The 13,168-nt window shown below is 29.0% G+C and carries 12 protein-coding genes, 1 tRNA gene and 1 riboswitch; all 13 genes read right to left on the reverse strand.

The window, feature by feature from the left end; all coding sequences use genetic code 11:
* Positions 1 to 44: 44 nt before the first annotated feature.
* Positions 45 to 851 (reverse strand): MetQ/NlpA family ABC transporter substrate-binding protein, encoded by an 807-nt coding sequence (locus HF520_RS11205; RefSeq protein ID WP_168574111.1) that lies wholly within the window; start codon positions 849 to 851, stop codon positions 45 to 47.
* Positions 852 to 919: 68 nt separating this feature from the next.
* Positions 920 to 1,025: riboswitch (SAM riboswitch) on the reverse strand.
* Between the two features lie 137 nt (positions 1,026 to 1,162).
* Positions 1,163 to 1,981, reverse strand: coding sequence for a MerR family transcriptional regulator (locus HF520_RS11210; RefSeq protein ID WP_168574112.1), 819 nt, complete (start codon positions 1,979 to 1,981; stop codon positions 1,163 to 1,165).
* A 66-nt stretch (positions 1,982 to 2,047) separates the two neighbouring features.
* Complete coding sequence (locus HF520_RS11215; RefSeq protein WP_168574113.1) at positions 2,048 to 3,382, reverse strand: MATE family efflux transporter; 1,335 nt, start codon at positions 3,380 to 3,382, stop codon at positions 2,048 to 2,050.
* A gap of 172 nt (positions 3,383 to 3,554) precedes the next feature.
* Positions 3,555 to 4,745, reverse strand: a complete 1,191-nt coding sequence (locus HF520_RS11220) for a VanZ family protein (protein WP_168574114.1) — start codon at positions 4,743 to 4,745, stop codon at positions 3,555 to 3,557.
* A gap of 151 nt (positions 4,746 to 4,896) precedes the next feature.
* Positions 4,897 to 4,988 (reverse strand) — tRNA-Ser (locus HF520_RS11225).
* An 86-nt stretch (positions 4,989 to 5,074) separates the two neighbouring features.
* Positions 5,075 to 5,875 carry a histidinol-phosphatase HisJ gene (hisJ, locus tag HF520_RS11230; RefSeq protein WP_168574115.1) on the reverse strand — a complete coding sequence of 267 codons (801 nt, stop codon included), beginning with the start codon at positions 5,873 to 5,875 and terminating at the stop codon, positions 5,075 to 5,077.
* A 558-nt stretch (positions 5,876 to 6,433) separates the two neighbouring features.
* Positions 6,434 to 6,745, reverse strand: coding sequence for a zinc transporter (locus HF520_RS11235; RefSeq protein ID WP_168574116.1), 312 nt, complete (start codon positions 6,743 to 6,745; stop codon positions 6,434 to 6,436).
* A 17-nt stretch (positions 6,746 to 6,762) separates the two neighbouring features.
* Positions 6,763 to 7,179, reverse strand: a complete 417-nt coding sequence (locus tag HF520_RS11240) for a DUF3842 family protein (RefSeq protein WP_168574117.1) — start codon at positions 7,177 to 7,179, stop codon at positions 6,763 to 6,765.
* Between the two features lie 22 nt (positions 7,180 to 7,201).
* Positions 7,202 to 7,390: a CooT family nickel-binding protein gene (locus HF520_RS11245; RefSeq protein WP_168574118.1), complete on the reverse strand. Its 189-nt coding sequence runs from the start codon at positions 7,388 to 7,390 to the stop codon at positions 7,202 to 7,204.
* A gap of 250 nt (positions 7,391 to 7,640) precedes the next feature.
* A complete protein-coding gene (gene acsV / locus HF520_RS11250; RefSeq protein ID WP_168574119.1) occupies positions 7,641 to 9,569 on the reverse strand; it encodes a corrinoid activation/regeneration protein AcsV in 1,929 nt (642 codons plus the stop codon).
* Between the two features lie 166 nt (positions 9,570 to 9,735).
* Positions 9,736 to 10,110 carry a glycine cleavage system protein GcvH gene (gene gcvH, locus HF520_RS11255; RefSeq protein ID WP_168574120.1) on the reverse strand — a complete coding sequence of 125 codons (375 nt, stop codon included), beginning with the start codon at positions 10,108 to 10,110 and terminating at the stop codon, positions 9,736 to 9,738.
* A 23-nt stretch (positions 10,111 to 10,133) separates the two neighbouring features.
* Entirely contained in the window at positions 10,134 to 12,263 is a 2,130-nt protein-coding gene (acsB, locus tag HF520_RS11260; protein ID WP_168574121.1) for an acetyl-CoA decarbonylase/synthase complex subunit alpha/beta, read from the reverse strand.
* A gap of 64 nt (positions 12,264 to 12,327) precedes the next feature.
* Entirely contained in the window at positions 12,328 to 13,140 is an 813-nt protein-coding gene (gene acsE / locus HF520_RS11265; RefSeq protein ID WP_168574122.1) for a carbon monoxide dehydrogenase/acetyl-CoA synthase methytransferase subunit, read from the reverse strand.
* Between the last annotated feature and the right edge of the window lie 28 nt (positions 13,141 to 13,168).

Consider the following 13,168-nt stretch of genomic DNA (forward strand, 5'->3'; position numbering starts at 1 on the left):
TACCTATAAATATAATAATTTAAAGGTATTTTGAGATATTTAACTTAAAATACAGGTATAACAACGCCTTTGTATTTTGATTTTATTAACTCTCTACATTCATCAGAAGTAAGGACTTCTTCTAAAACTTTTATCTTTTCACTATCCTTATCTTCAGTTCTGAATGCTAATAAGTTTGCATATTCATCATTTACTGGAGCTGTATAAATTCCATTATCTTCTGCATTAAGACCTGCAGGAACAGCGTATGTAGTATCTATAAATCCAGCTGTAACATCTTCTAGAGATGGTGCTATTTGAGCTACATCTAACTCAATAAACTCTAATCCAATAGGATTTTCTACAATATCTTTAACACCTACTACATCACCTTCTTTTAAAGTTATAAGTCCTAAATCTTGAAGATACTTAAGACATTTTGATCCTGCTGATGGATTGTTACTTATCGCTATCTTATCTCCCTTTTTAAACTCATCAATAGATTTTATTTTATTAGAATATAAAACTGCTGGACATACATAAAGCTTTGTGCCTGCCATTATATCATAACCTTTAGTCTTAACAGCTTCTTTTAAATATGGTTCATGTTGAAATAAATTAGCATCTATTTCACCATTATTTAAAGCCTCATTAGGCATAATATAATCATTGAAATTTACAATTTCTAGTTTATATCCTTTTTCTTCTATCATAGGTTCTAATTCCTTTAACAACTCTCCACCTGGAACTAGAGTCGCTCCTACTTTTATAACCTTATCCTCATTTGATTTTCCATCTGTTGAAGAGCATCCTACTACTGATAATAATAGTAGAGAGCTTAACATTAAGCTTAGTATTTTTTTTAGTTTCATAATTCTCCCCCTTAAATTAATATAAAATAAAAGCCTGAGTATAAACTCAGGCTTTTTTCCCTAATCTATACTTATCTTTCAGTAACGTACTGCAGGATTTAGCACCTTGTATATAAATAATATACTGGTTGCTGGGTTTCACAGGGCCTGTCCCTCCACCTCTCTTGATAAGAAAATATTTTATTTCTTTATATTATCATTAAATTTCAAAATTGTAAATATTTTTCACAATTTTTATAATTTTCACTAATTATTTAGATTTATAAAAATAAATGAAGTATTTTTCATTACTTCATCATCTCAAAGTAATTTTATCTAATCAATATTTCAATTTTAGCTAGAGATTTAGTTTCTCCATCTTTACTAACTCTTGTCATTTCATGAATTTCATAAAATTCCCCTATTACATCTATTTTATTATTGTTTATATACTCTAATACTTTATTATAATACTTTTTATTGTCATAAAAATTATCATCAAAATAAAAAGTTATATAGTCGCCTTCTGGCAAAACCACAACAGGTTCTTCATCTTCTGATAAAGTACAGTCTAGCCCTATCATAGTCTTTGTATGTATAACATTATTATTTTCTACTAATTCTTTAAGCGAAGTTTCAAATGCAATTTTCGAATTAAAATTATTATATTCTTTTTCTATTTCTAAAAGAGATTTTCTTAGCTGCATTTCAAACTCTTCAGTATATCTATGTGTGTAATTATATTTTTTCATAATTCTTTTAGGATTATGTTTTATGAATGGTTCATTTATACCAACATGTAAAGCTTCTTCTATACTTCCTTCAAGATTTTCTATACTATTTTTTATGCTATTTAATTCTATAATTTTTTTATCAATTATTTCTTTTTGATTCTTAATAATATTTAAAATTGAATCTAGAGAAGTATAATCATTTATGATTTCTTTTATTTCCTCTAAAGATAAACCTATTGCCTTACACTGTTTTATTAAGTAAATTTTTATAAAGCTTTTTGTAGAATAGTATCTATATCCAGTATTCTCATTTATATACTCTGGCTTAAGTATACCGAATCTATCATAATGCCTAAGAGTTTCCACTGATATATTATGTAATTTTGACATTTCTCCAATCGAAAAATATTTTTTCATATTTTACATCTCCTTAATCACAAAAGAGGGAATGATACTATTTTAGCACCATTCCCCTCATTTTATCTATACGACTTCTAGATTTTCTAATGAATTAACTTTTTCTGTAGACTTTAATGTATTTGATTTTAAACTAGTTATTAAACTTATTGCAGTAAATGTTATAGTTTCTGCAAATAAAGTACCACCCCATACTCCATTTACTCCAAATATTTTAGAAAGCATTATAAGTCCTATTGGTAAGAAAACTATTGATCTAAATAAACAAATTAAATTTGAGTACTTAGGCATTTCTATTGCTTGATAATAAGTTATTGTATTTAAGTTAAGACCTACAAAATAATAACTTAATGCTGCAAACTTAATTCCTGTATATGTCAATTCTAGTATTTCCTTATCTGAAGTAAATATTTGTATTATACTTCTTCCAAGTACAAAACAAATTACTACTGCTAACGTTGTAAATAATGTTGATGATATACATGTTATTTTGTAAAAACTTAACATTTTACTACTATCTTTTCTACCATAATTATAACTTATAAGAGGTTGTGCTCCTAATGTTAAACCAAATAGCACCATGTATATATTTGTACCTATATAGTTTATTATACTATATGCAGATACTCCCATTTCTCCTATATTCTTAGTTATTATTACATTATGAAGTAATACTATGACAGAGAAACTTGCTTGTGCAAAGAAAGATGGAAATCCTATTTTTAAAAACTCTTTTATACTTTCTAATTGTAGCTTTACCTTTCCAAAACTTAAGTATCCCTTCTTCTTTATAAAGTGAGGTAATAATATAGTAACTGTTACTATTTGACCTAGACCTGTAGCTATTGCTGCACCTTTGATTCCTAGTCCAAATTTAAATATAAATACATAGTCTAATATTATATTAGTTATTGCACCTGATATTATTGATACCATTGCTAACTTTGGCTTTTGATCATTTCTTACAAAACTATTTAATACTATACCTATTAAATTTGGTATAGAAAATAATGCATAAAATCTTAGATAATCTACAGCTAATCCTTCTAGATTTTCTGTTGCACCTAATAATTTTACTATTTGATCTGTAAATATAACACAAACTATACTTATAAATATACTTAGTAGCAAAAGAAATTTACATACTTGTCTAAATATATTTACAGCTTTATCAATTTCTTTAGATCCAATATTTTTTGAAACTAAAGATCCTCCACCTACAGCCATCATATTTGCCATACCTACTAATATTACTGTAAATGGTAAAACTATATTAACTGCAGCAAGTGCTGCATCTCCAACACCTTGTCCTACGAATATTCCATCTATAATTGTATATAATGCCGATATAAACATAGAAATTGCTGATGGAATAGCGTATTTTAAAAATTCATTTATCATATTCAACACCTCCCGTATTACTCTTACACATTATAAACTCTTGTGTAACACGAGAGTCAATATATTATTTTTCATATTGTCTAAAAATTAAGCAATTACCTTTTAATTATTTCCGGTCTTTTTTATACGTCAATTTATTACATTAAAATTATAATATTTTAATTTTATTTTTCTACTCTAAAATTAACTTCATATCATTAATCTCTATATTATTTTCATCAAAGAATTTAAAACTTAAAACTTCATCAAAATTCTCCCTATAAAGTTTTGAAATTTCCTCATGTTCTACTTCTAAATACTCAGGGTACACAGCTAAAAAGTAATCATTCTTACTTAATTCTACCTTGTATTCATTTCCCATTAGATTTATTACCATACTAGTAGCATTGTTATTTTTACCATAAACCATTACAGTTACTGATTCCTCACTCATATTACTGTTAAACTTACTCATAACATTAAATGTATATCCAACATCATCCTTAAGTGAAACTCCTCCGTTATAATTATTTATGTACCTTGACTTAGAATATCTAACTAATCTTTCTACATTTAAGTACTCATTATTTTTAACTAGAAATAGTTTTTCATCTTCAAAATCTACACTCTTAATTAATTCACCTATATCATAATTGAAGGCAGACTTTATAAGTTCGTCATCTGATAATTTATCTGATGCCGTTTGAGAATATATTTCTTTAACATATATACTTACTGTTAAAATCGATATTGCTAATATAATCTTCCCACTTTTTATAAATACCGACTCTGTACTATAGTCTCTTATATTGCCTATTAATTCTTTTACCTTTGTATTTTCAATTATCTTTTCAAATAATCTAAATATTAATAGGCCTAGTATAGCTCCAGTAGTATTATATATAATATCGTCTATATCACATACATTATTTCCTATAAATAGCTGTGTAAGTTCTATACATAAAGTAGAAACAAATCCAAGTACAAATACTTTAGATGCTTTGTTATACTTTTCAAATAATAATGGTATAAAAAATCCCAATGGTATAAATACCAATATATTTCCAAATATATTTATTAGCGGTATTCTAATAGGCGTATGACCATCAGTTAAAGTTGCAATTGTTTCCTTGAAAGGAATAACATTTATTATTCCAAAAATTCCTTTATGAATATACTGATAATTTTTTAAAGGATTTGTAAATATGATAGAATTTTTAAAAATAGTTAAGCTAATCATAACTAAAAAATAGAATAAAAATAAAAATAATACTACTTCTCTTAGCATATTAGATGTTCTATTTTTTTTATATAAAAATACTCTGTATACTACCCATAAAACTAACGTCAATAAAAAAACTATACTAAAATTTGCTGAAATCATTATATCTCCCCCTTAAAATTGCAATTAATTTTATTATATATTTTCTCTATTTATTTACAATAAAAAAGAAGTTACAATCTACACTACTTGGTAATATATTATTTTGATTACGGGAATAAAAAAAAGACTATCGAAAATCGATAGTCTTTACTGGCGGAGAAGGAGGGATTCGAACCCTCGCACCGGTTTACCCAGCCTAATCCCTTAGCAGGGGATCCTCTTGAGCCACTTGAGTACTTCTCCTTAATATAATTTAATTATATATTAATTTTAAAAATTAGTCAATATTTTTTTCAATTTTATTCCATATTAAATATTAACCTAAGTATTTACTTTAAATTGTTAATATGTTCTAATTTATCATAATTAACCATATTTTTTACACTATGAGCATCTGAACCTGGTACAACAGGTATTTTATATTTTTTTACTAAATTTAACAATTCTCCGCTTATATAGGCTTCTTTACAATATTCTTTTAATAATCCTGATAGATTATAATCTAATTCATATCCCTTCTCTTTTATAAGCATTAAAAGTTCTTCTAATACAATATTATTTTCATAGTTATAAGGATATATTTTATTAAACTTTCTCACTAAATTTAAATGACCAATTCTATTTGGCTTATATTTTCCCAAATCTGCATGTAATGCTTTTTTCAATGTTTTATAATATTTGTAATATACATTACCAACTCCACCTAGTAAATTAACTATCTCTCCAAACTCGTCCTTATTATAATCCATTATTTTATAATCACCATGAATATTTAATATATGAACAGACAATATAGAATCATCAAAATATTTTCCATAGACATCTAAAATTTCTTTTGTCTCTTTTTCATACCCTTCCAAATAATCCACTTCTACACCTAAATTTATTTTTATCTTGTCTTTATATTTAGTTTTTAAACTATTAACATCCTTCATATATTTATGTAAACTTTCTATGTCCATAACACTATCATTATTAGGCGATGGATCTTTAAAATTTTCTGGAAAAGGTAAATGCTCTGTAAATGTTATTTCATCCAAACCAATTTCTATGGCTCTTTTTATATAATCTTCCATATTATCGTTACTACCATGAGGACAGTATTGAGTATGTATGTGACCATCTTTCATAACTTTACCTCCCTTTTCATAATATAAATGCACTATAAAGGAAAATATATAATAGTTTTGACATGGTTAATACTATTATGATTACAGTTAATATTTAGCAAAAAACCATAAAGTTAACAATGGTCATACTTTACCTATGTCAAATCTTTATGGTTTAATTATATACTTTTTAAATTTTTATACATGGACATGCTTATGTTATCCATTATATGCATGTCCATGTTCATGAGTATGCCTATTATCATGTACGCAATCTTCATACCCATAACTTCCGCACAATTCTCCCCATCATATCACTTAACTTATCTATATGTGTATCATGATGTAATATTAATCTATTCGCTCGAAATATATTTCCCCCCGTATATCTCTACAAAATTCAATTTATCTTCATATCCCTTATATTTATTATTACATATAATTATAAATAATGTAAATAAATTATTATAGCTTTAATCTTTTATTTTTATACATTTTTCGACTTAAAAACCCATTTTTTTAAGTTTATAAAAAAATTCTAGCCATTTTGTTGACTAGAATTTTTTATACGTAAATTTATTACATAAACTTTTTAGCTTCTACTAGCATTTCATTAGCTTTTTGTAAATATTCTATAGCCTTTTCTATGCTGTCTGCAGTATCATGTTTTCCCATTGCTCTAGCTTTTTCAACCCACTCTCTAAAGCCTTCTTCATGAGATTCATTGTGATTTACCCAATGAACTAATAATATCTTAAGTGTTTTTTCATCTTTATTTTCCACAGAATTACTATGACTATGAGTATGTGGATGATGGTGATCATGTCCTCCTAATTCTCCATGGTCATGATCATCCGCATGATGGAATCTTACTATATCCTTACTAAACATATTATTCTTCCCCCTAGCTATTTTATATTAAATTCTCTTTTTATAACTTTTATAGTATCTTTTATTAGTAATGCCAATGGTTTATTCTCTAATCCAACTATCTCTATATTTTCTGGCATAATAGGTAATAATATTTTTAAAGCTTCACTATCTGCTACAGCTTCGCTAATTTTGCATGTAACTTCTCCCATCATAGAGTTAGGAATCGTAACTGAAATTGGTGCAACTATTATATTTGCACGTTTGGATGAAACTATAACTGCATTTTCACCTGTTGCTCCCTTGTTGGCATGAGCCTTCATCATAGCACTTGTGGCTATTGAGTTGGTTCCTAGTGCATATATCTCGATGTGTGTAGGTAGTTCCTCTCTTAGTGAAGATACTATTTGAGCTCCTATTCCTCCACCCATTCCATCTATTACTGCTATAATCATTTTAAATTTCCCCTATTAAATTTTATTGTTCTGATAGTATTATTTTATGGTCCATTAATCTAATTTCTTTTATAACTCCATCTATTATTTTTTGTTCACCTAATAAATCTGTTAAATATACTTTACCTTCGTATGGATCTACATTAACTACATTATCCATAACTTTCTCTAATTCATTATTTTTTAAGATAAATGCTGCTGATTCACACATATTAATCCCCTCCATATATTTGAAAATAAAAAGAAGATTTCCTTAGGTATTACAATACACCAAAGAAATCTTCATGATTCCACTTTTAATATAGTATTCTTTATTTAAAGTATAGCACCATAAATAATTTAAAGTCAATTCAATTTGGATTATCTTGGCATTTTTATTTAATCACCTTATAGAACTATCTATTATAATTATATCACTATATCTTTTAATATTCTTTATTTATTCAATTATTTTAATTTATTTAAATATTAAGAACAGCTTTTATTGATGGGAAATCCTCTATATTTGTATGAGGAATAAAACAAGCTGATACAAATTCATCCATATATCCAGGGTATACACTTAGTTCTACATAAGTCATTTGATTTGCAATTTCTTCTAACTTATTTTTTGCTGATCTACTTATTAATGCTAAGTAAGATCCTACTAAAGAGCTATTTCCTATATATTGGAACTTATCTCTATCAACATCTGGTAGTAATCCTATTGTTATAGCATTTTCTATATTTAAGCTATTTCCAATTCCACCTGCTATATATACTTTATCTAATACTGTAAAGTCCATACCTAAGCTTTGCAATAAAACTGATGCTCCAGAATATATTGCACCTTTTGCTCTTATAAAATTATCTATATCAACCTCGTTTACAGTAATATCATTTTCTAAGTTATACTCATCTTTAAATGCTAAGATATACTCTCCAATTCCATGTTCATCAAATCTAATTCTATTACAATCTAAATCTTTTTGTATTTTACCTCTTCTATCTATAATCCCATTAAGAATCATTTGGCATATTAAATCAATTATACCTGATCCGCAAATACCTACAGGATCACAATCACCTATAATACCTAGTGTAGGTACTAAAGTCTCTGGGTTGATTGTAACTTTCTCTATAGCTCCAAATGAAGCTCTCATACCACATCTTATTCCTCCACCTTCAAAAGCTGGTCCTGCAGAACAAGCACAACTCATCATAAAGTCCTTATTTCCAAATACTATTTCACCATTTGTTCCTAAATCTATAAATAATACATTTTCTTCACTAGCCCATATTCCTGCTGATAAAACCCCAGCAGTTATATCTCCTCCTACATAGCTGGCTACATTTGGCGCTAAATAAACAGATGCACTAGGATTTACATCTAACTCTATATCTTCTCCCACTAATTTTGGAGACTTCATAAATGGTGGTATATATGGCTCTCTTCTTAAGTAATCAGTATATACTCCTAAGAATAAACTTGCCATTGTAGTATTAGCAGATACTACTACGCTAATAATATTATCTTTACTTATATTATTTTTTTCATAGATTGATTGTAGGAGTGGATTTATTGTCTCATGAATTATAGCTCTATGTAATACTTCTAAACCATCTTTCTTGCTTGCAAATACAATTCTATTGATTACATCAGCTCCATACTTAATTTGAGCATTTCCTGAAGATGCTTTATCTATAAGTTTTTGATTTATTAAATCAACTAAACAAACTACTACTGATGTTGTTCCTATATCTATTGCAACACCGTATAAAGATTGTCCTGTATCTCCTGATTCAATATCAATTATAGTTAATTTATTTTTCTTTTGAATATATGTTAACGTAACCCTAAAATTATTTTTTCTCATTAGTTTAGGGATTTTTCTTAGAACATCTAGCCTAAAATCTACTTCATTATACCCTAAATTATTTCTAACATATCTTTGTATTCTATCCACATCACTTATATTATCATCTAACGTTGGTTCGCTTAATTCTATATATTTTTTTCTGATATTTGTACAAAATTTTAACCCATTAGTATCTGCTATTTTTTTTGCTCTATTAAATATAGCCTCATCTTTTTCTTTTCCTACACCCTCTATCTTCATCCCATGCATAGAAGAAGATAGCTTTGAAGGTACCTCTATCTCTATATCAGAAACAACTCTTGAATTACAAGCTAAAATATAGCCTTGCTTTATTTCATCTTGGCTTATATGTCTAGTTTTTTCAGTATCAACTTTACCACTTAAAAGTTTTACTTTACATTTTCCACAAGATACGTTCCCATTACATGGTGCATCTATAAATATATCTGCAGCTCTGGCAACATCTAATAATAAATCCCCTTCTTTACAATAAACTTCTTTTTCATGCGACTTAAAAAGTACCTTTACCATACTCTATTCCCCCCAATATAGTTCTATTATAATTTTAGCATATATTAATCTTTAATATGTTATAAAAACAAAGTAATATAGTCATATTAGACGCAATCATCTATTATCTTTTCAATATAAAAAAGAGGAATCGCTGCAGTCGAATTCCCCTTTTCTATTTAACAAATTATTCTATTTTACTCTCATATTCTTCAGGGCTTAATAAGCTTTCTAATTCATCAGCATCTGATAATTTTACTTTTACTATCCAAGCATCATATGGATCTTCATTTATATATTCAGGTTCATCTTCTAGCCTTTCATTTATTTCTACAACTTCACCTGATATAGGAGCTATTAAATCTGAAGCCACCTTTGAAGATTCAACAACACCAAAGTCTTCACCTTGTGTTAATTCATCTTCTACCTCTGGCATCTCAACGAATAATACTTCCCCTAATTGGTCTTGAGCAAAATCAGTTATTCCTACTAATGCATAATCTCCTTCAACTCTTACCCAAGTGTGTTTATCGCTATATCTTAATTCTGGTATAACTTTCATTTTATCCTCCTATATAAGTAATATTACATTACAGATTCCATTTGTAATGCTGGATGGCCTTTTTCCTCTAAGAAAGCAAGCACACCTTCTGAATCATTTGCTATAGTTTCGTCACAAACCATATCTGTAAAGTTTTCTATTCCAGTCATTTCCTTAACTGTAGCATTTAATTTATCAGCTACATAATCTTTTAACTCTTTAGGCATCCAAACTATTCTCTCTGGTCCACCCTCAGCATAAGCGAACTTTTTAGATGATATAAAGTGTCTTCCGTGTCCCATGAATCCTGGAGTTTGAACGCCACCACCAGTCATAGAAGCAAGCTCACCAAAAGTCATACCAACTGGAGTAATACCTGGGAACTCTCTATTTACTATAACAAATCCATTTGCTTCTGGCATTATACCACATATACATTCGAAACATCCACATGAAGTCATAGGGTCTTCAAGTATAGAATATAATGTAACACTTTCAACAGCACCCTGAGATATTTGGCTAACTGTTTCATTTACAGAATTCCATACTCCAGTTCTATCGTCTAAACATTCACCTTTAACTATTGGTTGGCAAGGTCCTGTTGGGTCTAATTCTTTAGTAGCTTTAGCATCTAACCAGCTAACAGCTCCACAAAGACCAAGTCTTTCAGGAGTAACAACACAAACGTGAGCTGGTGCAAATGATTGACATAAATTACAAGAATAGAATGTATCAACACTTTCGTCTACTAATGAAGCTAATCTTTCATCTCTAGCATCGTATCTAGAAGTGGCTTCAGATTTTTTAGCTGATACTTGCTCTGGATCAGTTATTATAGTTATTTCACACTTATCAACAACTGATTCAAACTCATCTCTCATTTTAGCGTATAGAACTTCTCCTATATGCTGTAATCTAAATCCTTTGTCATAAGCATCTTTAGATATTCTTACCCAAGACATATCTCTTTGACCAACGTGCATTACACCTTCTATATAGTTTAAGAAGTAGTGGAAACGTCTTTCAAGAACTGGTTCAAAGTCATTTTGCATTTGCTTACCAGCTATTTTAACTATTACAGCAAGTGGTAATCTTATTAATCCATTTACTGGCTCTACTTCATCTATATTTGGTCCTATTATTTCTATTTTATGGTCTTCAACTTCAGAAGCTTCTTTATGTATAACAAGCTCCCAAGCTTCAGTTTTATTTCCACCAAATTCAGCTATCATATCACCTTTTCTAATTCTCTCGCCTTCAAAAGCTGCAGCGAATGATACTGGTATAGGTATTTCAGTTATTTTTATTTTTATATTTCTAGCTTCTAGAGAAGTAGCTACAAATTTATCATAATCTTTTTGAGTTAATAAGTTCATTGGTACTTCAAGAACTGTTTGGTCTGTTATAACTGGGAATCCTAAAGCTATAGCTCCAGCTCCAGCAGATACAACTAACTCGCTAAGTGGCCCAAATGCATTAACAAATGCAGGAACTCTCTTAGAAGTATATTCTAATAATCCTGGAAGATCTCCTGGAGTTAAATTACCAAATATTAATGCAACTCTTATTGCAACAGATACAACATGGATAACAGAAGTTACATCATATCCTAAAGGTATAACTCTTAAATCAACTCCCATTTTTACGTCAGCTTCTATAACTTGATCTATAACTTTGCCAACTAAGAAAGTTAATAATCCTTTAGATTGATAATCTTTAACTATTTTAGCTGCAATATCAGAACTTGGGCATTCACCTAAAACAACTGCAACTCCTGGTATATCTCCTGTAACTAGTGGTACACCAAGAGATCTTATTATTGGGTCGTTTACATGACCTGCACAAGGAGCTGAATATGGTTCTTCCATAGTAGCATATTTTATAGCTTCTATAACCTCAGCAGCTAAAGCTGTAGCTAAACCAGAATTTAAAGCATGCTCTAATAAATGCGTTCTATTTATTAAAGACTCAACTACTGATAAAGCACCTTCTAAATCTCCAAGAGTATTCATTTTTTTACCTGTTGCTGCATATATACAAGGTAATGAATATGCAGTATCAGGGAATGCTACTGGGTGATCTTTTCCATGCTGAGTTATGGCATCAGCTAACATACCTTTAGCAGCACCTAAAGCTTGTTCTGAACCTGTAAATATAATATTATATAAATTCACTCTACTTCCCCCTTTTATAGCCTCAACACATTTTGTTGAGGCTTTTATAATTTAAGTTTGCATTCTAAACGTTGTATTCAAATGCACCTTCATTTAATTCTAAGTAAGAATCTGCATATAAAGAAGCTCCATTTATTATGTCACAAGATTTTATAGTTTGCATTAATAACTCATCACATGGGTTTACTATAGCAGAGCTAAATCCATTAGCTATAGCCATAGCTAAGAAATTACTGTCTAATATAGGTCTTATATGTTTTGGACAACCATTAGATACATTTGATAATCCTCCTGTCGTTGGAAGACCCATTTCAGTCATCATTCTTATAGCTTCTAATACCTCAACTTGCTTTTCTTGCATTCCCTTTATAACTAAACATAGTGGGTCAAATAACATATCTGAAGGGTCTATTCCTAACATTAGCCCTTTTTCTAACATCTCTTGGCAGTAAGCCATACGTTCATCATTATCTTTAGGTATACCATCTTTAGAACATAAAGCTATAACTTTAGCATCATATTCAGCTGCTAAATCTATTAAATCTAATCTTCCACCAGCGTCTGCAGAATTCACTATTGGCTTAGCATGTTCTCTATTGTAAACTTTAAGACCTGCTTCTATTGCCTTTCTATTAGCAGTATCTAAAGCTAATGGAACATTATTAAGTTCAGATTGAAGCATTTTAACTCCCCATGTCATTATTTCTTCTCCATCTCTTTCAGCTGGACCTATATTGAAGTCTATATAATGAGCTCCTGCATCTAATTGCGCTTTAGCTCTTCTTAATATTGGCTCAGGATCTCTTTCCGCTAATGCTTTTCTTATTTCTGGCGATATACAATGTATTCTTTCACCTATAATCATAAATTTTTCCATGTGTAAATTATCCCCCTTATGGATTAAA

It is taken from the genome of Romboutsia sp. CE17, from assembly GCF_012317385.1.
GTDB lineage: Bacteria > Bacillota > Clostridia > Peptostreptococcales > Peptostreptococcaceae > Romboutsia_E.